At 55.3% G+C, this 20,768-nt stretch carries 15 protein-coding genes and 1 pseudogene; 5 read left to right on the forward strand and 11 right to left on the reverse strand.

The genetic code is table 11. The features are described 5' to 3' along the window. Positions 1–10: 10 nt before the first annotated feature. Genes EKA13_RS00440 through EKA13_RS00455 form a run of 4 tightly spaced genes read left to right on the forward strand, consistent with a single transcriptional unit; the run spans position 11 to position 9,505 of the window. A complete protein-coding gene (locus tag EKA13_RS00440; RefSeq protein ID WP_223218647.1) occupies positions 11–2,020 on the forward strand; it encodes a methyl-accepting chemotaxis protein in 2,010 nt (669 codons plus the stop codon). Continuing rightward, on the forward strand, positions 2,017–2,808 hold the full coding sequence (locus tag EKA13_RS00445; RefSeq protein WP_042857813.1) for a CheR family methyltransferase: 792 nt from the start codon (positions 2,017–2,019) through the stop codon (positions 2,806–2,808). Before EKA13_RS00440 ends, EKA13_RS00445 begins: the two co-directional genes overlap by 4 nt. Positions 2,809–2,810: 2 nt before the next feature. Further along, positions 2,811–8,576 (forward strand): response regulator, encoded by a 5,766-nt coding sequence (locus EKA13_RS00450; protein WP_042857814.1) that lies wholly within the window; start codon positions 2,811–2,813, stop codon positions 8,574–8,576. Continuing rightward, positions 8,573–9,505 (forward strand): chemotaxis protein CheB, encoded by a 933-nt coding sequence (locus tag EKA13_RS00455; RefSeq protein ID WP_010792602.1) that lies wholly within the window; start codon positions 8,573–8,575, stop codon positions 9,503–9,505. Before EKA13_RS00450 ends, EKA13_RS00455 begins: the two co-directional genes overlap by 4 nt. A gap of 45 nt (positions 9,506–9,550) precedes the next feature. Here EKA13_RS00455 and recA read toward each other — a convergent pair. The 4 genes and pseudogenes from recA to EKA13_RS00475 all read right to left on the reverse strand — a co-directional run bounded on the left by recA (position 9,551) and on the right by EKA13_RS00475 (position 12,574). Continuing rightward, positions 9,551–10,580, reverse strand: a pseudogene (gene recA, locus EKA13_RS00460) (recombinase RecA). A gap of 37 nt (positions 10,581–10,617) precedes the next feature. Continuing rightward, the gene (locus EKA13_RS00465; RefSeq protein ID WP_020189827.1) at positions 10,618–10,920 is read right to left on the reverse strand and encodes a hypothetical protein; all 303 of its coding nucleotides are present in this window, start codon (positions 10,918–10,920) and stop codon (positions 10,618–10,620) included. A 62-nt stretch (positions 10,921–10,982) separates the two neighbouring features. Then, positions 10,983–11,975 (reverse strand): twin-arginine translocation signal domain-containing protein, encoded by a 993-nt coding sequence (locus tag EKA13_RS00470; protein WP_021018433.1) that lies wholly within the window; start codon positions 11,973–11,975, stop codon positions 10,983–10,985. A gap of 53 nt (positions 11,976–12,028) precedes the next feature. Continuing rightward, entirely contained in the window at positions 12,029–12,574 is a 546-nt protein-coding gene (locus EKA13_RS00475) for a hypothetical protein (protein ID WP_020191949.1), read from the reverse strand. Positions 12,575–12,692: 118 nt separating this feature from the next. On the opposite strand from EKA13_RS00475, the gene EKA13_RS00480 reads away from it, so the two are divergent. Then, the gene (locus EKA13_RS00480; protein WP_020191948.1) at positions 12,693–13,154 is read left to right on the forward strand and encodes a hypothetical protein; all 462 of its coding nucleotides are present in this window, start codon (positions 12,693–12,695) and stop codon (positions 13,152–13,154) included. Here the strand turns inward: EKA13_RS00480 and EKA13_RS00485 are convergent. The 7 genes from EKA13_RS00485 to EKA13_RS00520 all read right to left on the reverse strand — a co-directional run bounded on the left by EKA13_RS00485 (position 13,121) and on the right by EKA13_RS00520 (position 20,768). Further along, complete coding sequence (locus tag EKA13_RS00485; protein WP_019484880.1) at positions 13,121–13,474, reverse strand: hypothetical protein; 354 nt, start codon at positions 13,472–13,474, stop codon at positions 13,121–13,123. The two genes, EKA13_RS00480 and EKA13_RS00485, sit on opposite strands and share 34 nt — an antisense overlap. Then, positions 13,471–15,039 (reverse strand): sigma factor-like helix-turn-helix DNA-binding protein, encoded by a 1,569-nt coding sequence (locus EKA13_RS00490; protein WP_020191947.1) that lies wholly within the window; start codon positions 15,037–15,039, stop codon positions 13,471–13,473. The genes EKA13_RS00485 and EKA13_RS00490 overlap by 4 nt, the downstream gene beginning before the upstream one ends. A 24-nt stretch (positions 15,040–15,063) precedes the next feature. Then, positions 15,064–16,170 (reverse strand): DNA polymerase III subunit beta, encoded by a 1,107-nt coding sequence (gene dnaN / locus EKA13_RS00495; RefSeq protein ID WP_020191946.1) that lies wholly within the window; start codon positions 16,168–16,170, stop codon positions 15,064–15,066. A gap of 170 nt (positions 16,171–16,340) precedes the next feature. Beyond that, on the reverse strand, positions 16,341–17,141 hold the full coding sequence (locus EKA13_RS00500) for a hypothetical protein (RefSeq protein ID WP_042857816.1): 801 nt from the start codon (positions 17,139–17,141) through the stop codon (positions 16,341–16,343). A 185-nt stretch (positions 17,142–17,326) separates the two neighbouring features. Further along, positions 17,327–18,079, reverse strand: coding sequence for an NADAR family protein (locus EKA13_RS00505; RefSeq protein WP_042857817.1), 753 nt, complete (start codon positions 18,077–18,079; stop codon positions 17,327–17,329). Continuing rightward, positions 18,066–19,478, reverse strand: coding sequence for a hypothetical protein (locus EKA13_RS00510; RefSeq protein ID WP_042857818.1), 1,413 nt, complete (start codon positions 19,476–19,478; stop codon positions 18,066–18,068). Before EKA13_RS00510 ends, EKA13_RS00505 begins: the two co-directional genes overlap by 14 nt. Positions 19,479–19,946: 468 nt before the next feature. Beyond that, positions 19,947–20,768: a PRTRC system ThiF family protein gene (locus tag EKA13_RS00520; protein ID WP_042857819.1), complete on the reverse strand. Its 822-nt coding sequence runs from the start codon at positions 20,766–20,768 to the stop codon at positions 19,947–19,949.

Genomic DNA, 20,768 nt, shown 5'->3' on the forward strand with positions numbered 1-20,768 from the left:
ACAGGACCGCATGAGCAACAATTTTTCCTTCGTTCCCCTTACCGCGGTCCTGCTGATCGCAACTGGCAGCGCGGCTGCATGGACTGGATACAGCTTCCTTAAAGACACTCGGGCTGATTCCTTCTATGTGGCTGAAACCTACGAACTGAAGTCCGCCGCTATGCAAACCATCTACTTGGCAGACAAAGCAGCGGCTGATGGTGCATATGCAAGCCAGCTCGTCGAGGCGGAAAGTCAGGTAGAGCGCGCCCTGATGCATCTTCGGAATGGAGACCCAATCAAGGGTATTCCCGGCGCACCGGAATCGGTACTGCGTAGCCTGGAGTCCCTGAGTGCTTCCTGGGATGGCATCGCCCCCTCGATCGCCAAACTGATCAGTGGACAGTCTGGGACCGAAGCCTTCAGCCGAGCCGCCAAGGAGGCGAAGACGGCCGTTGTGAAAGTGATTGAGAGTGGCCGCTCGGCTGAAGCGCTGCTATCTAAGCTGAATGCTACTTCCCAGCAGAAGAGCCAGCTGGCTCAGGCCCTCACTGAGCTGGAAGCTGACGTAGCGGGAGTCACTGCTACTACAGTAGTCGATGCCACCGGGCTGCAAGGCGCAGAGGCAGGGGTTAGCAAGTATTTAGGCGCGCTCACCGCATTCGGGAATTCGTTGCCTCGTGACAAGGCAATGATGGATGAGTTGATCAAAAGCTACCGAAGCGCTCAATCCGCTCAGAGCCTGATCAGCCAGGCAAGCGGCCTTTCCTCCAACTCGGCCCAGAATCTTCCGCATGCTAAAGAAATCTGGCAGGCACGGGACAAAATCGCGTCTTCGACAGATACCTTGATCGCTTCGGTGAAGGCTTTGCCGGATGCACGAGCCATCAACCCAACTCTCGTGGCAGTCCTGGGTGGTCTAACTATCGGCCTCGCGATCCTGAGTGTCCTCTTGGTGGCTCGTGTATCTGCTTCTCGGGCTCAGGCGGTTGAAACCCGCGGCAGCACGATTGAGGGTAGTCAGCGTGAACGGTCCAAGGAGCTGAGTCTCCTTTTGACTGAAATTGAGCGAGTAGGGCGAGGAGAGTTGGACCTTACCCTGACAGATGATCGCGATTCCACCAAAGAGATCGCGAAACTGCTCAACCAGGTATTCGCGCGGTTCCATGAGATTTTCACCGAAACCAGCCAGACCGTAATGGGGCTTGCTGCGGCGACGGAACAAACCATCACCACAGCTCGCAATGTTGACCGCAATCGTGACGAGCAATTCCGGGCGATCGAGCACATCAGCTCTCTGATCGCAGACATGAATACCTTCATCAATCTGATCCAGCAGCTCATGGGTGATACCCAGCGCGTTGCCAACAGCGTGGCTAACAAAGTCCACGCCGGCAGTGAGTCTGTGAATGGTGTGCACGAAGGTATTTTGGTCCAGACCCAGCACCTGAACTCTATCCAGCATCGAAACAAGCATCTGATCGAACGGTTCCAGATGCTGGAAAGGATCAGTGAGTTCGTAAAAGAGGTTGCGACAAAGTCCGAGCTGGTAGCTTACAACGCCTACCTGGTATCGGACCAAGTCGAGGGCAATACCGAGCTGTCCCGTGCGATGGCTAAGAGCGGTGAAGCGGTCCAGGACCTCAGCACCCAGTCGAAAGCTGTGGTGAGCGAGATTGGGCAACTGCTCAAGGACATGAATGAAGCTGCTCGCGATACCCAGACCGCTGTTGACATATCACTGAGCGAAATGCAGGGCCTGCTAACCCGCTCCAATGCGGCGCTCGCTTCCCTGAAAGACATTCAGAGCATTACTGAGAGCCTCACCACGAGTGTTGACGACGTCAATCAGCGGACCAATAGCCTCATTTCTCAGTCGTCCGAGGTATCCGAGACGATGAGTTCTATTCGTCACTACGCTTCCGAAAACTCGGCTGCGAGCGAGCAGACTGCATCTGCAATGAACAACCTGAATCGCCAAGCTCAGAACCTCCACAGTGGCATTCAAGACTTCTACAGCAAGCAACGCGAACGCGCATGAATACAGTCGATGATCTGATTCTCGATGAGGGGATGGCCAACTCTTGGATGAAGATCATCGAGGAGCGCTTTGCCATCGAAATTGACGAGCACCGGCGTGTTGCCTTTGCGAGGGCCCTTACCAGTTTCGCATGCGAAACTGGTGAGACCCTCGAAAGCCTGTTCAAGCTGTTCGTGTCTGGGCGTCTGGAGGAAGCGCAGAGATTCCAGATTCTGCACCTGGCGACCAATCACGAAACTCGGTTTTTCCGATATCCCCCATCGTTATCTGCTATCCGTGACGCCTGTGCTGATATTCGTAGACCTCCCAGAGTCTTGTCAGTCGGTTGCTCAACAGGTGAAGAGCCCTACAGCATCGCATGCACATTGCTTCGCGCTGGACATGCAGCATTTCATGTGCATGGCACCGATGTGTCCCTGCCATGTATCGATAAAGCGCGGCAGGGGATCTACCGCGGGCACCCCGAGATACGACTCGATGTCGCTGCACCACAAGGCCAGCATGAGGTCCGGTTTCACGCCTGGATACGAGACATGGTCACCTTTGAGCAGCACAACATTCTTGCTGAGCGTCCGGTGAACTTCACCGCTCCTGACGTGATCATCACCCAGAACATGCTGATCTATTACCGCGTCGAAACGCGGCACCTAATACTGCAGAAGCTGGCGGCCATGTTGCCGATTGGGGGGTACTTACTGACCGGCCCCGCAGAGGACGGTAACTGGAATCCGCTGGGGTTGAAGCGACTCCCTAACCACCTTCTCAATCTCTTTGTAAGGGTTGCTTAGCAATGCCCAAGAATGTCCACGCGGCACATCTTTCCTGGATTCGGCCCCCGATCATCAAGAGCGTCGAGATCGCCAAGGCGTCTATCGACACCTACTTCAAAAAACATGCTGATCTACAGAATCCTCCTCAAGGGGCACAGGCTGAATGGTTTGCCAACCAGAAGAAGGCGATGGCCGATGCCTTCCGCAACATCAGTGAACACGTAGAGTTGATTCACTCTGCGCTGACTGTTTGCGATAGCCCCGGAGGCTCGGCTTTATCGGTTGAAATGCGGGTAGTCTGCACCAGTGTCCAAGAAAAACTCCTCGAAGAGGAGAAGGTGGCCCCCGCAATTCTTGCCATGATGTCCGGCATGATCATGCTGCCAAACTATCTGAAGATGGTCATTGATGGAGCCCCTGATGCTCCTGGCATCCTCTCCAGGCAGATCAATGAAATCCGTGAGGTCAGGGGCGTTCCCTTGCTTGTCGAGGACAGTCTCCCCCCAAGCATGCTCTCATTCGAGTTTGTTGATCCTCCCCGCAAGATTCATAACGTTGACGATGCCCGGCAGCAGGAGGTCTTCTCGACCTCATCTCGTCGCTTCCAGACAGCCTTCAGTTCCTACATTGGGACCCAGAACAAAGGCGCGCTGGCGGACATGCGCCAGGTCCTCCGAGAACTCCAGGAAGTTTCTCATAAGCCGGAAGTGGGCGACTTCTGGTGGGTTGGTGAGTGTCTACTCGAGGCACTTGCCATCGGGGGCCTTCGTAGTGGCGGTAACACCGTCTCCCAGGTCCGCATGCTGTCTGTCGCGGTTCAGAAAATCGGTCTAGGTGGTGAAGAAGCCGCCCTGGAAGTCCTGGGTATCGATCGCTTCAAGTCGTTGCTCTACGTACTGAGCCTAAGTTCAAAAAGCACGCCTAGCATCGAAGCCGCGTTGAGGGTTTTCAATGTCGGGAAGTCAGTCGACACCGACTCGCTGGCAAAGCTTCAGAGCAAGCTCGAATCTACTGAGGCTACAACCATTGCTGACGTCGTCCTGGAGCTGAAGCCTCTTCTGGATGCAGCCATGGTCTCTCTGGGGCGGGCCCTGGGGGCACGCTCTGACGACATCTTCAGTGTCCAGCTGTCTGCATATAGCGCGGCGATGCGTTCAGTAGCGAACGTGTTCTATATGGTGGGCGAGGATGAGCTTGCAGGGGTTGCCAATAAGTCCATCGCACTCGTGGCTGGCAAGGAAGGTATTTCTGCCATCGCTGCCGAGGTGGTAGACGATCTGAAGTCTTACATCCTCTACCTCGACGAGCGCATCAATCTCATCAATGAAAATGACGCGACAAAGGCACTGAACATTGAGGGTGTCGGTGCCGACGTTCTGGACACACTCGTCTCAGAATGTTTGATCGAAGTGGTGAAGACTCGTCGTTCCGTTTCGGTTCACGTAGAAAGTGGCATTGGCCAGGATGAACTGAAGGACGGACTTGCATCTCTCGTCAATACTGCTGCGGCCTTGAAGTTTTCGGGAGCAGAACAGGTTGGTGATTTGCTCGGTGCAGTCTGCTCTGGGATGGTAGGTCTCCTAGATAATGCGGAACTCACGTACAGCCCGGAGTTGGATCTGCTGGCGAAAGCCTTGGTGGCGATTGAGATGTACCTCGAAGCCATCAAATCCAAACTTGAACCTGATCCCGAAAACCTGACGAAGGCAGCTGAAGCTCTCCGCGAACTCGGGATAGATTTCACTGAGGTGGCTCCGGTAACCACCAACGAACTTTTGATTAAATTTGAGGCAGCCCAGGAAGAGGTACGCGAAGACGATGATCCGTTCCTCACCGAGCTTTTCGAGCTGAGGAGCGTCTTCGAAGATAGCTTCACGAGCCTCGACCTGCGTAGTCGTTCGTCCATTGAGCAACTCTACAAGGCTGCAGACCGCCTCTCCATGGCCGCCCGTATGCACGGTCATGAGTCGTTCGGAAAGATCGCCAGTGGTGTTGCTGCCTTCAGCAAAGGCGTAACAAACCGAGCCCTCAAAGAGGATTTCGACCATGCGGAGGAGCATGACTTGCTGCGCTCCGGCGTGGAGATGTGCCTCCGCTGCATGGATGAATACTCTCTCAGGAACAAGGTCTCCTTGTTTGTGAAAGATGTGGCCGATGCACTCATGGCTAAAGCTGATCCGGAAATGCAGTTGGCATACACGTCTCATCCAGAGATACCGGCATCGTCTACTAACGCAACTCATCAGCCTGCAGTCCAGAACAAGCTCGAGCAAGTCGTTGCCGAGCCGGATGCAGTAATACTGGCCCATGAGCAAGAACGGGAAATGCCCGAGGGCGTCGATCCGGTCCTGATCGATATCTTCCGTCAGGAGTTCACCGAGCAATACGCAGCAATGAGTGCGTATCTCAAAAGCGGGCGAAAAGACGTCAACGAAGCGTTTTGCCGTGTCGCTCATACCCTTCATGGGATTTCGTCCAGTGCTGATTGCCTCCCGCTTGCAAGTGCATTTGCAGCCCTAGAGACTCGCCTGTTCCAGTTGAGAAGTGAAGAGGCCGAACTGCTCCAGGGTGATGTAGAAGCCCTCCTGGATTTCCTGGCAGATGCTGAACGTTTCCAGCAAGCTTTCCCTTGGAAGACTGAAACTCCCGCACTTCACTCCTGGCTAGAGGTTGTCCAGGCATTGGGGTGCGGGGCGGAAGAGGCTGAGTACGTTGAGGTCGCTCAGGTCACTCCAGTTTCGCATGCTAAACCGGAACCGGATGCTCCGCAGGAAAGTCATCAGCCGGAAAATTTGAACCCAGTTTCGCATGCTAAACCGGGAAACTCTGAAAGCGATGATGTACAAGAGTCCACCACCAAGCATGCGCAGCAGCCTTCTGCCCCGCCGGCGATTGAATACAACCCGGAGATGGCTGAGTTCTATATTGAAGAAGCCGAGGAAGTTCTCCCTCAGCTTCAGCTGAACGTAGACCGCTGGATGGGCCAGATGGATGACCATGACCTGGTTACCACCATCAAGCGGCAGATGCATACTCTGAAGGGCGCTGCAGCTATGGCAGAGGCAGCTTCGATCAGAGAGATTACCCATTACATGGAAAGCCTCTTCGAGAGTCTTTCCCTGAGCATCATTCCTGCATCAGATGACTGCGCCAGGCTGGTCGAGTATGTTTTGGTCGCATTGGATCAAATGACTAGCGCGATGCGTCGCGCTGTCGGGTACGAAGTTCCCTCGGCCTTGATCCGTTGCGTTGAAGCTGCAGTCCAGCATAATCGAGTGGATCTTGGCCTTCTTGCTCAAGAGCCCTGCACAGCCGGCGAGGTCCTCCTTCAAGATATCCAGCTAGAGAAGGTGGCCACCCAAGATGCCAGGGCCGAAACCCTAGAAGCTTGTGAAGCACAATCTATCGCAGAGCTTGAAGAAGAAACGCCTAAGACTGAAGAGTTCGAGCAAGGCATCGTCCATCCTCAGGGTGAGGAAATATCTTTGGCGGAGGAAGAGTCAGGACACAAAAAGACTCGTCGCAGGTCTCGAGGAAAAGGTGGTGCAAAACGTCACGCGGCCCGTATGGCAGCTCACGCTCAACCCGCTCAGGAAGACAGTCTGGTGGTGTCCTCGGAGCCGGAAGACTCAGTCGAGGTCGAGAGTCCAGCTTTGCCCGCCGTCCCGGAAGCTACCCCCGAAGAGTCTGGCAAGTCAGTGCCGGCACCTGTAGCAATTCCCGAACTCGTTGAAGTCCCACCGTCAATTTCTGCCGTTACTGTACAAGAGCAGGAAGTACACCATGAGCCAGAGCGGCAAAGCAGAACTCTTCGCGAGTCGGTCGAAGGCATAACCTCTAAATCTGCCCCAACCAAGCCTGTCAGCAGCTCGGTGATTCGCGAGATCCTGGCGAAAGCCCATGACTCCATCCACGGTGTCGGCAGCAAACGTCGAAGCGGTGGCTCGGAAAAAATCAAAGTGGATCAGCGACTACTGGACACTGCAGTCGAGCAGTCCAGCGAGCTGACCGCAGCCCGATATCGCCAACAGGCGCTGCATGCCGAGTTGATGATGATCGTAACTATCATTCGGGAGAAGCTTGAGGCGCAACAGTTGAACCACATGAAGTTCACCAGCGCCCTGCGTCTTCACACAAACCAACCCGTTCCAACCGCCTTGGCCCATCAATCGGCAGGTGATTTTCAGCTTGAGCGATTCAATGATCTTTCAGCTCTCAATGTGACCATGGGGGCTCAACTGGCCCAGACCATCCAAGACGTCGAGGAAATGTTCGCACAGGGCAAGCTGATCAAAGACTCCTACCGTCAACAGGCGGGGCTCATCAGCAGCCTGCAACGAGATCTTCTCGATAGCCGCCTAGTACCGTTCCAAAACATTCGTCCAGCCCTGACCAACCTCATCGAGCGTGAGTCTTCAAAACTAGGGAAGAAAGTAGACACCGTTTTCACCGGTGGCGACGTAATCGTGGACAAAGTCATGCTCGATGCTGTGCGTGATCCACTGGTCCACCTACTCAACAATGCTCTCGACCATGGTATCGAGCCTGAAGCACAGCGGATTGCTCAAGGGAAATCCGCGCATGGCAGCCTGGAGGTAAACGTCTGCCGACGAGCTAAGAACATCGTCATCACTGTCAAGGACGATGGCAAAGGCATCGATACCACGATGATCAAGGCTAAGGCACTGGAGAAAGGCATCATCAGGCAGGATGATCAACTGACCGAATCGGATCTCCTGAGACTCATCACTCACAATGGGTTCTCTACTGCAGCAAAAGTTTCTCAGCTGTCCGGCCGCGGTGTTGGTATGGACATTGTCGCTACGACGGTAGAAAGCATGGGCGGCCGGCTGGTAATTGACAGCAAGGTAGGCTGGGGTACGACCTTCACTTTGGAAATGCCATTCACTATCGGCTCGAACCGAGCTCTCATCTGCCGTACGGGCAGTCAATGGTTTGCGATTCCCAGCTACACCATGTACCAGATCATCCAGTGCTCCCGAGCCGATCTGGAAAAACAGCGGTTGGAGAAGGGGAAAGCGGTACTTCATCACGAAGGAAAGTCCTTCGAGGTTGTGCATCTGGCCGACCTACTTGCAATGCCTGAGATGCGTTCCACTCACGATTTGGACCAGGAGGTCCTGGTCATTCTGTGTCAACAAGGCGAAATGGCTATTGGTATTGAGGTCGACAGCACTGATTCAATGCCCGAGATCCACATCAGGAAGCTGGACGGCATCCTTTCCAAAGTGCGCGGGATCATTGGCGAGACAGAGATGCAAGACGGTTCGCCGGTCTTCGTCATCGATGTCATGGAGCTGGTGAGGCTCAACCTCAAGCGGACAGACACCGGCTTCAAGGTTCGGCAAAACCGTGTCAAGTCTGTGAAACGAGATCTAAAACCGGTCTGCCTCGTCGTTGACGATGCTACGAGTTATCGCAAGCTGTTGCAGAAGCACTTCGAGGCTCGTGGCTATACGGTCATTACTGCCCGCGACGGGCAGGACGCAATGGACATGCTCCCTCTCGAGAGACTCCCCGAAATCGTCATGGTGGACATGGAAATGCCTCGAATGACTGGCTTGGAACTCACAAAGGCACTGCGAGCCCGGGCTGAATTCAATGAGGTACCAATCATCATGCTCACCACTCGCACAAATCTCGAGGACGAGGCCCTGCGAGCTGGCGTAAACGTTTATCTGAACAAGCCGTGCGACAGCATCGCGCTCGATAACGCGATTGCAGAAGTTCGCCCAGAACAAGCATTGCAAGGGTCAGCTGCATGAGAGTCGGTATCATTTCAACTAGCAACGTCCAAGTGGCTCTCATCCAAGAGGTTCTCTCGCCAGTTGTCGGAGAACTCACGGTCTATGACATGAGCCACGTGGAGAATGGAGACCTGTCAGCGACTGGCGTTCACGCACTGATCGTCGACTTCAGCGACGAGGCGATTCTCAACTCAGAAGATGTCCTCGAAATGTTGGGACGAGATGAGCCTGTCTGTGTGCTCAACGAACGTGAGTTGTATTCGATGAGCGCTGCAGAACGTCAGGCCTGGTGCAACAAGCTTGTCGATGAGCTTAAGCGAAGCATCCCCGACCTCGCAGAAAGCTTAGATGCGAGGAAAGCCGAAATTGAATCCCGAAACGCGAACGACACCTGGGTGATCGGCTGTAGCTCTGGCGGGCCTCAAGCTATCCGGGATTTTCTTGGCGAGTTACCCACGTTGCCAGTCAGTATTTTCTTGGTCCAGCACCTCACCGAAGCTGCATTCAACACCTATGTCCAGCGGGTACGCGAATGTACCTCGCGGTGGGAGGTAGTCGCGGCCGAGCATGGCGCCAAGCTTAAGGCCGGTACCATCTTCGTTGTCCCCCGTGACACCACAGTTGAAGTACGAAGCGGGGTGATCCAACTCCGGCCGGTCAAGCCAAACACCTACAGCCCGTCGATTAACAGCGTGATTCGGTCTGTGTTCAGTTCGATTGCAGGGAAGCTTGGAGTGATCATCCTCACCGGGATGGGGGATGACGGTGCCTCGGGAATTCGTGATCTGAAAGGAAAGGCGAAGATCGTTATGGCCCAGGATGCGGAGTCCAGCCAGGCCCGTTCGATGCCTGATGCTGCTAGGGAAACTGGGGCTGTATCCTTCTCGGGTAAACCGGCCGAGCTTGCCCGACATATGTACCGGATGTACGGCATCGGGAATCACTGATCACAAAACAGAAGGCCGCCCAAATTGGCGGCCTTTTCAGTTGGTCTATGCAACCTCTTGATCGTCATCACCAGGAGAGTCGGTGATCACCGCAACACCGGTGATTTTCTGGCTGCGGAGCTTCGCCTCAATCTCATCGCTGACCGCGGGATTCTCCTGCAGATACTGGCAGGCATTCGCCTTGCCTTGGCCGATCTTCTGACCTGCGTAGCTGTACCAAGCCCCCGACTTCTCGATCAAGCCACCAGCTACCCCAAGATCAACAATCTCACCGAGCTTGTTGATACCCTTCCCATAGAGGATTTGGAATTCAGCCTGGCGGAATGGTGGAGAAACTTTGTTCTTCACCACCTTCACCCGGGTTTCGTTCCCGATCTGCTCATCGCCATCTTTCACCGATCCGGTACGACGAATGTCCAGGCGCACAGAGGCGTAGAACTTCAGGGCGTTACCCCCGGTGGTGGTTTCCGGGTTGCCAAACATCACGCCGATCTTCATGCGGATCTGGTTGATGAAGATGACCAGGCAGTTGGCGTTCTTGATGTTGCCGGTGATCTTGCGCAGCGCCTGGGACATCAGGCGGGCCTGCAGGCCGACCGCCCATCTCGCCTTCGATCTCGGCCTTGGGCACCAGCGCCGCCACGGAGTCGACGATGATTACGTCCACCGCGTTGGAGCGCACCAGCATGTCGGTGATTTCCAGGGCCTGCTCGCCAGTGTCCGGCTGCGAGACCAGCAGGTCGTCAACGTTGACGCCCAGCTTGCCGGCGTAATCCGGGTCCAGCGCGTGCTCGGCGTCGACGAAGGCGCAGGTGGCGCCCTGCCGCTGGGCTTCGGCGATGACCGACAGGGTCAGGGTGGTCTTGCCCGAGGATTCCGGGCCGTAGATTTCTACGATCCGACCTTTCGGCAGGCCTCCGATGCCCAAGGCGATATCCAACCCCATGGAGCCGGTTGGGATTGCCGGAATGGTCTGGCGCTCGTGGTCGCCCATGCGCATTACAGCGCCCTTGCCGAATTGTTTTTCGATCTGGCCCAGTGCCGCCTGAAGGGCCTTGTTCCGTTGCTCATTCATGGAATTTCTCCGTTCTGTGGACGCGGGATGCGTGAGTTCAATTTCGGCCGGTTTCATATGTGCCAGAACCCAAGACTTGTCGAATTGCTTTGGCTTGATCACCAAGGCATTTGCCGAGTGATTGATTGAGCAGCTCAAGAGCTCCAGGGTTTGCTCGGTTGATCAGATCGCGCAAAAAGTCCTCCTGCAGATCTTCATCTGCTGGGAAGGACACTGGATCGAAATCAGCGCGAATAATCGTTGCCACGCCCAGCTTGGTCGTTACCTGGATGGTCTGTGGGTCGAGGCGTGTTGCGAACTGGCGAAGAAGGGGAGAGGTGGTGATTTGGAAGCTGTCCATAGATTGGTCCTCATGTGGCACTTGAGACCAATCTATGGATATCTGGATGTGGCAGAAGCAACTCAACCGCAGATTGTTGGGGAGCAAACCCCCATGATCTCTTCGTACTCTTTGCAGCAGACCACAGGAGTCCACCACACGAAGGCATACAGCTCCTCAAGGGAGACGGGGTATAGCCTCATGGCTGTGTCCAGGAGAGCGCTGCCGGCCTTGAAGCCGACGGTTGGCCAGGGTTGAGTCTGCTGTAGCTTTCCTACAGAGAGGGCCGCGCTGAAGGGGAAGGTGCCGATTGTGAAGCCGCTGAGGTGGATTGCTCGGTAAGCGGCAATTCCGGCAGCGATCGCCGCGTTGTCGTTATGGGAAGCCATTTGCCGGGGATATAGACCACCCCACTGTCCGATGCAGATTTCCATTCCAGGAATGGAGAATGAGCCAGTAAGCGGATTGCAAATCACTCCCGCAATGGCTTCTGCTGCCGCTATGTCCCTGCATCCGGTGTTCCAAGTGGGGTCGAACTCGGTGCTGTAGAGCAGCTTCGGGAAGCAGTTCGGCAGGGCTGAATTGAACGCACTGACGCCCTTTGACACGATAGGGTTGGCCACTGCACCGCACATGTCGAATTTAGAGGTCAGGGAAAAGTTAGTGGTGCGAGCAGCATCAACACCACAAAGCTTGCACGACTGATAGCCCATTGCGATGTCAATCGCCCAGTCCGGCAATTGCCAGATACGGACTGCCATCGATGTGTAATCGTTGTTGTCCGTGCCCACACTGAGTGGGCCACCAATGGGTTGGCCGAGTACCGTATCTCCACCCCCTTTGATCACTTCCACCAACGCTACTGGCTGGTAATGAGAGACGATCAGATGGTCTGGGCAGAAATGGCAGCATGGCCCGAAAATTTTGTACTCGAGGGTGATGGGGTCGATGAAAAGAAGAGTGGCGATGCTGGCACTCATCGCGGCTGCTTCCTGAGTTTTCACCCCAAACCCAATGGCGGCTGCAGCGCTGGCTGCAGCCGACATCTTCACGAAGCGTCGACGGGAGACTTCCAATTCACTCACCTACAGAACAAGGGTTTGGTCTAATAGTGGGTTGGGAGTGCCCCTCAGTTGAGGTTCCAGCACATACCCGGGAAGCCCACACTGACCATCGGCATGCTTCCGTCAGCGTCAAACTGGTCATCGCCGTCTGGCGACATCACGTTCACCGTCGGTTCTCCGTCCTGGATGTCGACCATCACCATTACATGCTCTAGGTCGGTACCAGGTTTACGACCCGTGATGTAGACCGCTTCCCGGGATACGTAGGCTGTGAGTCGAGCTCGGAGCCTGTCAGCCCCGAATTGTCCTGCTGCAGGTGCCAGAGCAACCATGGCCCCAGAGACGTTCAAGGCCATGTCATGGCGAACCTCAAATTCAAGGTTCCCTACCCGGGCCTGGCCTCTAGTGCTCCATGCCTCTCCGCGGAATTCATAGGAGCAGTAGCCAGACTCACCAAAAGTCACTGGCTGGTTGAGTCGAGCTTTGAACTGCTCCAGCGCCAGCTTTTCCACTTCCTCTGGGTGGCAGTGACTGGGCACACGCACCTTCACCGTTCCGTTGAGGTTTACCGGTACCTCGATTGTCTGAAACGAATCGTCGTTGTCACGCATAGAACTACTCCTGTGGCTGATGATGCGCATTTTGGAGATGTTCAGGTGTGCCACCAGCGTGACCGAAAAAGAGGCACCCTCGAGACACTATTAGGACAAGGAAAATGAGGATAGAAACGTGGAATCTCAGATTTTGGGCGTCATCGGATCAGTGCTTCTTCTCGGTGCCATAGCCGCCCTATGGATCGGTCGACTGAATAGTGCCGCGGGGAAGGCTTCAGCTGGCGAAGAAGCGCATAGCAGTAACCACCATCTGGACGAAACGCTTCCAGCAAAGCCGAAAATCAACATGGTTCCCCATGTATCTGCTACGCCGGTTCAGGCTTCCCCTACAGAGCCTGAACGGGTGATCGAGATGGCGAAAGCGGAAGTACATGTGGAAGAGCCCGTACTCGTCACCAGGCCGGAGGTGGATTGTGACGATGCAGCTATGAACCTCCAGCTAGCAGACCAGCTGCTGGTTGTCGGTGACTTCGAAGGTGTCGCCGAGTACGCCAAGCTCGTCCTTGAGATGGATACCGCATCGGTAAGGCAACGCGATCGAGCTCAGATCCTATTGAGACGAGAGATGGCTCGTTGAAATTTCATTACTGTTACCGCCGCACGTACATGCCGATCGACGCGAAACGCAATGAATCCCTCATCATCAGTCACATCAAAGCCAGGTGAGCTGCGCCATACGCAGTTCTTCTTCGACACCTGGATCAGACTTGCTCCCACGACTAGGCAGAACTGATCTTCGGCCACCGCGTAACTGTGGGCCAATCGCACATTGGATTCCGGCATTTTCAGAGTGAAGTGGAGATCGCCATCATCCATCAAGTCGGCGCCGATGAAGGTGCCAAGAACTCCAAAAGCCTCGATCTCAGCACCGTACAGAGGCAGGCTCAAATTACTCATTCCAAAATCTCCAGCAGGCATTCTGCGTGCTCACTTTCTCTCAGCTTTTTCAGCGCCTCACATTCGATCTGACGTACCCGCTCCTTCGAAACACCCATGATCTCGGAGAGGGTCGCAAGAGTCTGGGCTTCCGCTCCTCCAATACCATAGCGTGCAACCACTACCTGCAGTTCCCGCTGGTTGAGAACGTCCCCGAGCACCTCAGTTATGTAGCCGGCGGCATCCTCCTCCATCACCTCCTCAACAAAGCTGTTGTTCGAGTCCGCGAGCAGATCGTGCATCCCCTCCGCCTCTGAACTGCCACCCTCCTGGAAGGTAGAGTCAATAGACATGGGCTTTCCTACACCCACGAAGTAGAGGAGATTCTCGACGTCATCCATCGAGAGTCCACAAACCTTGCTCAGGTGCTTTTTGGATGCATTCGGTTGCTCCTTCAGAGCAGCTGTAAGCTTGCTCAAGGCTCCATGTGATCCTTCGGGCAAACGGATCAGCTCCTGTTGGGTGAGGTCACGCAGGATCGTTTGACGAATCCAAGTCATGCCCAGTGTCGAAAATTTGAAGCCCATCTCCGGTGCGTACCGGTAGATGCTTCTCACGAGGCCCAGTTGAGCTGCCGAACGGACTTGCTCGAGGTCTGTGGCAAAGCGATACCCAGAGACGATCTGGTCAACCAGGCGCATATTCGCATTGGCAAAGAACCCTACGGTCTCGTGAACAACCCGCTCGGCAGAGTTGAATCCCTCCAAGGCGGCCAGCAGCTGCTCGGCCGGCATATCTGCAGTCGACGCCGCAGAAAGGATGTCCCGCTGCTTTTCAACGATCTCTTGGCGCAGCCGGCGCAACTCTCTCTGAGGATATAGTTTCAACTCGTAGCCCCCAGAGAGCATCAGACCAGGCATCAGCTTGGGTGACGTCCATTTCCCGTTGATGATTCTTGCGACCTTGGAACGAGGAAGGCGAACCTCCTCTGAGATGTACTTCACCAGGCCTTTGCAGAGGCTGGACAGCTCCTTGCACTTGGTTCGGAATTCTCCGGCCGCGCGGTTGAGGATGAGGTCGTAGGGCAGGATCTCCAGAACCTTCTTCTGGATTTCGTCTCGGACAGCTGCCACGAACAGATTGTCCTCGAAGCCGGGAAGAGCGAACGCTTTCAGTTCCGCAATCAGGGTCTGGATGGTGTTCAGTTTCTTGCGAAGAATGGATGCAAACTCACTGTCAGGAATTGAGCCCGCGCGAACCCATGCTCCGTCCTGGAAGATCAGTGCGGCGGCCTTATCGACGCTATCGTTCTCGCCAATGGAGTTCCAAATGTCGGTCACCAGCCCTTGGAGAATGCTGGTGTCGCTCGAAATTGCTTTCAGCAGGCTGAGTTGGCCAAGAATGATGCGGTAGCCCAGGGACTGTTCCTGGCTCAGAGAAAGCAAAGCCTTGGGGCCTTCCAAAGAAGGCAGGGCCGGGAGTGAGTTAGGCAACAGGAAGCCCTTTCGGGCCTCCTGGTTGACTATGCGGCAATCGAGCTTAGTGTTGGTGCCTTCAGTCAGGTTAGAGCGGTCGGTGTGGCTCATTTCTTGCCCCTTCAGAGGTCCGCCTTACAGGCGAACCGGCATGAGTACGAATTTCTGATGGGGGCAGTCTTTGGCCTTAATGAGCGTGCCAGAAGCAGGGCCGGAATAAAAAAGTTGCAGGTCGGTGCTGGATACAGCTTTAAAAGCTTCCTGTGCGTAGCGACTGTTGAACCCAACATCGAAAGGGGCCGCATCGAAGTCACACGGCAGCAGGTCTTCGGCTTCTGAAAGGGCATCATTCGACACAGAGACGACCTCGACCGTTTGTTGGCAAAACTTGAGGCGGACTGCCTGGGACTTACCATCCGAGAGGAGACTGACACGAGCAACAGCGCTCGTAATCGCATCACGGTTCAAGTTGATCAGTTGACCAGTCTCTGCACGCTCAATGAGAGCGCAGTAGTTAGGGAAGGCCCCGTCGACAAGGCGGGAGGTCATGGTCCCATTGACTGCGGTAAAACTGACCAGATTGCCAGAGTGGGTGATGGTGACGTAGCCGTGGCTGGCAAAACTGGCAACGTCCTCAAGGCATGCAACAGGCAGAATGAACTTCATGGATGAGCTTTTCTCGATCTGGAGTTCTACCATGCCCATTCTGTGTCCGTCGGTGCCCACGAGCGTCAGCTTCCCTTCCGAGGCCTCGAACAGCATCCCGTTCAGGTACTGACGCACATCGTTCCGGGCAACGCAAAATGCGATACCACGGATGCCGTCCCTCAAAGCATGCGACTCGATAGTCAGTGCCGTTTGGACCTGGCCATCGGAATGCAAAGCCTTGGGGAAAGAAGACGCAGGTAGGGTGGCGATGCTGAATCGTGAGCGTCCACAGGTGACAGTGGCTTTCTCCTCGCCCACGGATACAGTCACATCACGATCTACGGGAAGAGACGAAACGATTTGTTCGAATTTGGATGCCGAGATGCAGACAGAGCCAGCTTCACGAACGATCAGGCTTGGGTCCTGCAGGTGAAGGCTCATCTGCTGGTGGCCATTGTTCGCCGTTACATTGAGGTGGCCATCCTGAACATCGATCAGGAAATTGCCGTTGATATCCCCGGCCTTCTTAGATGCGACACGACCGCACTGTTTGAGAATGGCAGCTAAAGGTGCAGCCTGGACAGTGAACTTCATGGGAGTCTCCTTCTGAAAGATGCTCCCATTTACGGCGATGCGCGGCTGTGCCAGAACCAGTACAGCATGTCCTTTCTGGCTGAAAAACGCCCATACGTGTAGAGGCCAGCTACGGACTGGAATACAGAGAGTTATCCGCCGAGTTATGCACAATTCCTGGGGAAAAAGGTCTAGTGCGAATCGCGGAGGAAGTCAGCTAACCGGCTTGCGACCTCGGTGCGATTGGCTTTGAAACTTGCCTTTTGGGTGAAGCGAGATGCGTCGACCAGCATAGAAGTGACCATTGCCCGATTCCCGGTGTTTCGGTAGTACCGCGCCACCACCAGATAAGCCCGCAAACGTGCCGAATCAGAGCTGAACTGGTAGAAGTCATCGGGTATGGGGCGGTACCCATCGATGACCTGGCCGACAAGATTGAACAGCTTCAGGTTGTCCGCAGACCTCACCCCTGGAATCCCATCAGCGGCCCTGACCAGGAAATCCCGAGCATCGAGCTTTAACCCCTGCGACAGATAGGTGATTGCCATTTCTGTAGCTGGTTCAACCCCTGTCTCTGGGTCTTTGGCGAAAAAAGCAAGAAGGTGGTTCTGGAGAGCCGAGGATCGCTCCAGATCTCCCTGAGCGAGTAACACCTGCAGCCGAAGAAGCAAGGCATCCATGTAAGCTCGCTCATCGTCTTTGCTTAATACATCCAGGGCTTTACCAAGGGCTTTGTCATCCTTGGCCTCGGAAGAGATCTGCACGATCAGCGAAAGGGCATAGGTACGGGCGTCCTTCCCATCGATCTGTTGGGCGGCGGATAGTGCATTCCGAAATCGTCCCTGCTGAGCTTCTTGGACTGCTGCGGAGGCTTCGTCCCAGTAGAACCTTTTGGCAGTGCAGGAAAACGCCTCTACTGAGGACTGAAGCGATTTCAGAGTCTCTGGGAACTGAGCTCCTGCAATTCGAACCGCAGCGGCGGCCCTCCACATAGCGTCATCACGAATCGTACCGCCAGGAGCTTTCTGTAGGTGGGCCGAAATCAGGTCCGCAAGACATACCTTGTCAGCAGTTTTGTAACAGTACGCAGCGGGCCTATCCGTTACCCAGCGAGGTTGTTCAACCGCGCACCCTCCCATGAGTATGGGGAACAGTATGACTCCCAGATTCCAGGCCTTCACGCTGGCAGCTCGACCTGGTGGGCAACAAGACCGGTTTCGCATGCTAAATCGTATGCTGCTTGAGCAAAGGAAGCTTGGCCATTGGTGCCCAAAAGAAAGACATGGGTGGCCTGGCTGATCGCGTTCTTCGCAAACTCTCCTGCGCTTTGAACCCGAGGAAGAAACCGCAGCGGAATGTAGCGTCGTGCCGCATAAGCAGCAGATCGCATGGATACCCCGCCATCAGCCGAGACGATTACTTCGTCAGGCTGCCGGACGTTGAAGATGTGATCGAGGACCTCATCAAAAGACGAACTCCTCAAGGCATTAGGCGAATCGTCCCCGGCGAGCAGGACTTTTCGCAATGGATCGCCAGAATGAAGCCGCTCGTATATCTCTTGAATCGCCTCATTGACCAGACCCACAGGGCACTCACATCCTGGATGTGTTATGAGCGGCACCATTGCATCTTTGTGCTGTACCAGTTGCATCCAGAGCCCTGCGCGGACCATTGGTGCTTTGATCTCATCCCAGTCCGGTCGGCGGACACCTTGGGTGATTCCTGCGGTTTCGAGGATGAAGTCATCGCGGTCCTCGATACTCAGAATGTACCGACGGTAGCCCTCGTCCAAACCGCGGAATTTCTCTGCCTCAATGAAGTGCATGAGAGAGAGATAGGTCTCCACTTGCCGGCCTTCGCTGCACATATAACCTTGAAACGGTCTGTGCTCGTATGGGTCGAAGACTGGCGGTGTTTCAAAATCCATCATTGACCATCCCCTTCAAACGATGAAGTCGTTCCCGAAAGCCCTGGACACCTGCTGCCGTCGGGTACTGCTGACACATATCCTCCGCTCGTTCCATGAGCTGTTCCAGCCGAAACGAACCGCTGAAATCTCCCCGGACTCTCTGATCCACATGCCGCAGCCATACTCCTCGGTCGCTAGGCGATAGGGCATCAGGCTGGTACCTACCAAGCATCCGGTTACCGAGATCCCGAAGTCGGCGGTCAGTGCCAGTTAAGAGGAGGTCATGCCAGGAATTGAACCCCGAAGAATGCAGCTGGCGCATTAGGTCGAGGTCAGTTGAAGGGAAATCACCCGCCCACATTCGGTGGTCAACGTCTGCGGGCTGTGCGTTTAGCTGCAGCACTGGTTCATCCCGCAATCTGCCCACCAGGTGTTTCGCTGATGTCAGGCGCTGGATGTTCGCCTTCACTGCGGAGACATTGATGCCCAGGCGCTTAGCATCATCCGGTCGAATTGCGCTCAGCGGGGCCACGAAGGGAATTCGGGACATACTAATGTGGAAAAGCGGCGCGGAGCGGTCCCCTTTGTTTGCCCTAGACAAATGCTGAAGTGACTCCGTGGAGTCTGAGCATAAGCTTGAAAGGTCAGCCTCTAAGTCCACCATGCAGATCAGGTCGGGATAACTCACGTCAGCTGCCACTGGCATAGCGAGGATTGCGCCACGATTGTCGGGGAGCGAGGGGTGGACCATCACCACAGGCTTCACACTCCGCAGGTCCCAGACTTCACCTCCATCAAGGCCCAAGAGTGCCTTGATCTGGGAAGGAGAGCTGACTGTGACGGCATGGTGGAGAAGCTTCGGGCTCGCTTCCGAGATTTTGGAAAGAACCTCTTTGACCCGAAGTGCCCGGTTCTCAGTGCCGAGTCCCGCGTCCCACATGAGGAACTGGTAGAGGCCGGCTGCTCCACCAGTAAGCGTCTCAACATCCCAAGGGCATTCTCCTGGACGGATCAGGAGAATTGCTCGAAGTAGTACATCCAGATCGAGGAAGTGGGCAGTGTCAGGTACGCCCAGGCAGGGGTACGGGAGCAGATTCCGGTAAAACGATGCTCGAATGAATGGATCGTGCCTTGTCGTTGACCCAAAGGCTATATGGAGAGTGTTTGGTCGGGTGAAATCCGCGAAGACCCTCCTGGCCCACTCTACTTCGCTGCAACCCTGGTCGAATGCCAGTAGGGCCAAGTCACTATTCATCACAACATCAGGATCGAGGTATACGTCGTCTCGGAGCTTGATGTTGGTAGTTGAGAGGTCTACTGATCCTCGGGCTGGATAGACCGCCGAGTCAAAGCGAATAACCTGGCCCTCGGTTGGAGAGCGCCCGGCAGTGACTGTGTCGTAGAAGTGTATGGTTGGCATGAGTTCTTCACCTGGTTCGCCCTAATAGTGGGGACCAGGTGCCCCTGAACTGGCTGCCATGGTTCTTCATCGAGTAGAAGCTCCGACCAAGGCCTTCGCTGGAATGCTGGAATCTGCTCGATATACTCGGGAGGAGTCAGTTAAAGAGGTGGCACGTGTTGAATGGTGGCGGTTCCATTGCCCTGGTTTGCCTGGATGGCCGAGTGCATATTGCCTCGGTGCAGGCGGATGTGCTTGCGGTGAATTCAGTTGCAATTTGCGGGGATGAACTGGAGGGTTCCCCTGAGATTGCCTACGTGGACACTGGCGACCTGCCCCACCTTCACACGTTCACAATCTGCCCTCGCTGTACTACGGCGTATTTGCGCTCAGGATATCGGGAGCGGGTACTTGCCGCGCTCCCGGATCAGCCTGCCGACGTATCACCACAAGCTGCGCTGGAGGCCATGTATGTCTCCCACAACCAGCTCACACTTTTCTGAGTTTCGATACCTTCCCTTTCTTGCCTGTTGCCTTCGGCTGTTTCGGCGCAGGAGGAGGGAAGGGGTAACTCATCTGCTCTCCTGTGCCCAAGTTCAACACAAGCCAATGCTTGGACGTTTCACCAGTACGCAGTAGCTCCCACACGATGCCCATCCCTGCCGTGGTCACCGCACGGTTCACAAGGCAGTCCTGAGTACGAATGGACTCGGCTGCTGAGCAAGATTTGGTGTGGTCATCTTCCAACAAGGGTATTTCCGGGTAGGCGTCGAGGACATTCGGGAATCGGTCGCGCATGACTTTGTTGATACCACCGAAAACCACCTGACCATGACGGTGTCCATTCCCGAGGTCGAGCCACATGCAGTTATGTTTGACCGCTTCGCAGGCGCCGATGGCCACTCGTGCCGAGGGTAGGTCTACTGCTGAAATGATGAGATCAGCATTGCCGATAGCGTCATCAGTTGCGCGAGAGGGGAAGCGATAGGGGAGTCCCTCCCATTTCATCCCCAGCAGCAGGTTGTATCGATTGGCCAGACTGATTGCTTTGTACTGACCGAGGTCGCAAGGCCAGAAACGCTGACGTACAAGATTCGGCTCGCGTACAACGGAGTCGTCGATGATGGTGACATGCAGGCCATGCTTGTGCCCGAGCGAAATCATGGCGTGATGGAACTGGGCGAGGCAATCCACTACTTCGCTGCCGTTCCCACCAGCCCCGATGACGACAATTCGTGGCGCGCTCGACAGCCATGAGTCTGGAGTCTTGAAGCTGATGGTTTCCGGGATCAAATTCTGAACGGCCCCCAT

The organism is Pseudomonas defluvii (assembly GCF_001695625.1).
Taxonomy (GTDB): domain Bacteria; phylum Pseudomonadota; class Gammaproteobacteria; order Pseudomonadales; family Pseudomonadaceae; genus Aquipseudomonas; species Aquipseudomonas defluvii.